Source organism: Virgibacillus byunsanensis (assembly GCF_042675965.1).
Taxonomy (GTDB): domain Bacteria; phylum Bacillota; class Bacilli; order Bacillales; family Amphibacillaceae; genus Virgibacillus_R; species Virgibacillus_R byunsanensis.
The window spans coordinates 1-2314 of record NZ_JBHTKJ010000006.1; the positions used below are offsets into that span (position 1 = coordinate 1).

Sequence of the window (2314 nt, forward strand, 5' to 3'; positions counted from 1 at the left end):
GGGTACAAGATTTGATGGTGTACTCCGAAGGAATTGCTCGATGTTGCTTGATTTTGACCATTTTTAAATCAGCCAAGCTCCTATTCACCTAAGGTCACATAAACTATTTTGTGAACCTTTTATGAAAGGGAGATTACGTTGAATTATCCAGTTGCACATGAGCATGTAAGACCAGTCAGTAACATGATAAACCACCCTAACCGTGATGAGCGGGTATTTCCTGTATTACCTTTTTTAACTGGGTTAGCCTTCGCACCAGTTCTTTATGGTGCATTTAACCGTCCTGGAGGATACTATCCATACCCTCCTCCACCGCCACCACCGTACTACCCGTATAATTACGGCTACTACCCTTATTACTATTAAGAATCTTGGTAAGTACCTTAACCATGAACAAAAGCTAGAAAAGCCTTGAAAGATACGACAAGCATAAGCAGATCGCGTAGTGTGGATGCCTTTACCAAAGTCGAACTGCTTATGTCCCCGAGTGTCTAGGCGATGGCCGATGAAAACGCCACGTCCTTGAAAAAGAAAAACGCTTTTTCTCCGTGCGATGTTTTTCAGGGAAGCATTCCTTGTCCTGTACATCGGAACTGGACGTGGCAAATTCTATAGATAAATGTACAAAACTTTCAAGTTATATGTTTTCTTTACTTTTGAAAAAGGTTTGATCTAATGAACAGATCAAACCTTTTTTGTTTTTCAAATCGTAACAGTTTATCCATAGTCTTTTGCAAGTTTCCATGCTACACTATACTCGATTTCAATTAATTGGAGGCAATACATATGATGAACAAGTATTCATTGATCTTTTTCTTTCTACTACTGATTGTTATGTTGAGTGCGTGTGGGGAAAAATATGAAGGTGACTTTAAATATGAGGTCCAGGATTTTTCCTATACAAACCAAGATGGTGAAACTATTAATAAAAGTAATGACCTTGATGGGAAGTTTTGGGTTGCAGATTTTATCTTTACTAATTGTGATACCGTATGTCCCCCGATGACTGCTAATATGGCTAGATTACAGACACAATTAAATGAGGCAGGACTCGATGATGTACAATTAGTATCTTTTAGTGCCGATCCTGAAAATGATACACAAGAGGCATTAAAACAATTTGGGGAAGAACATCAAGCATCATTTGATAATTGGGATTTCTTAACAGGATATGAATTTGATGAAATTAAGGAATTTTCCGTTAAGTCTTTTAAATCCCCATTAGAAGAAATAGCAGATTCAGATCAACTTCTCCACAGCGTACGCTTTTTCCTTGTATCTCCAGAAGGGAATGCTATCAAAATGTATGATGGTAGAAAACCAGCTGAAATGGAACTGATCGTAGAAGATATTCAAAATATGCAGTAACAATTAGGGCGCAGAGTAATCTGCTCCTTTTTTTCTTATTGCAAGTAGACAAGCTTTACGGTAGGATATAGACAAGCAGAAACATAAATATAATGAAAGGAGGAATAAAAGAGTGAACGATAAACAAACTGTTTCTTTAAGTGATCTCGCTAGAGCAATCTATACAATTAATCGCCATGCAAAAACTGCACCAGAACCAAAGCATCTATATTACATCAAAAAAGAAGCAATTAGTAGACTCTTAAAAGAAAAGAAAGCTAAAAAAGTTGGTCTCCACTTCTCAGAGCATCCAAAATTCAGTAATCAGCATTCAACATTACTAGTAAAGGTCGATAATTATTACTTTCATATACCTCCAACTAAAGAAGACTTCAAAGAACTCAAACACTTAGGTACCCTTGATCAAAATTATCGAAATCCTCAAACGAAAATGTCTTTATCACAAGCAAAAAAAGTTGTATACCGCTATATCGATTGGACACCTGAGCAAAAACAACCAACTCGTAAAAAGCAATACACTTCTTCCTATTACACCCCTTCATCTTTAGGGAAAATGGAATGGCCCCCTAGCAAGTCATTTCGAAACTACTGATTCATGACGCATGTACCTTCTTGTACATGCGCTTTTCATGTTTCATTCCTCCAAAATCAGGTAATAGGATACATAAAGGAGGTAGTGTTATGACAGAGCTAAACGATTTTATGTATGAACTCAATGGCTTTGCCAGTCAATCCCATATTCTCAAAGATAAATATGACAAACTTACAGATTCAGAAAAGAAGATGGTAATGAATTTAGCAGATAGCAAACAAACAACCCCACCCGAGTTATTTCAACAAGTTATTACTTGGATGGAAGCCATGCACGAGCAGTTGGGTAGTGAACTACTCCCACCACTTACCACCCTTACGGGTTGCTTGAAGTGGGGGCTTCTTGGGTAATCGT

4 protein-coding genes are annotated in these 2314 nt (G+C 37.5%); all 4 read left to right on the forward strand.

Annotated elements, in window-relative coordinates:
• Nucleotides 1-138: 138 nt before the first annotated feature.
• Entirely contained in the window at nucleotides 139-366 is a 228-nt protein-coding gene (locus tag ACFQ3N_RS01620; RefSeq protein ID WP_390358938.1) for a penicillin-binding protein, read from the forward strand.
• A 420-nt stretch (nucleotides 367-786) separates the two neighbouring features.
• Nucleotides 787-1368 (forward strand): SCO family protein, encoded by a 582-nt coding sequence (locus ACFQ3N_RS01625; protein WP_390358940.1) that lies wholly within the window; start codon nucleotides 787-789, stop codon nucleotides 1366-1368.
• Between the two features lie 112 nt (nucleotides 1369-1480).
• Nucleotides 1481-1960, forward strand: a complete 480-nt coding sequence (locus ACFQ3N_RS01630; RefSeq protein WP_390358942.1) for a YkyB family protein — start codon at nucleotides 1481-1483, stop codon at nucleotides 1958-1960.
• Between the two features lie 89 nt (nucleotides 1961-2049).
• Nucleotides 2050-2310 carry a hypothetical protein gene (locus tag ACFQ3N_RS01635; RefSeq protein ID WP_390358944.1) on the forward strand — a complete coding sequence of 87 codons (261 nt, stop codon included), beginning with the start codon at nucleotides 2050-2052 and terminating at the stop codon, nucleotides 2308-2310.
• The last annotated feature ends 4 nt before the right edge of the window (nucleotides 2311-2314 follow it).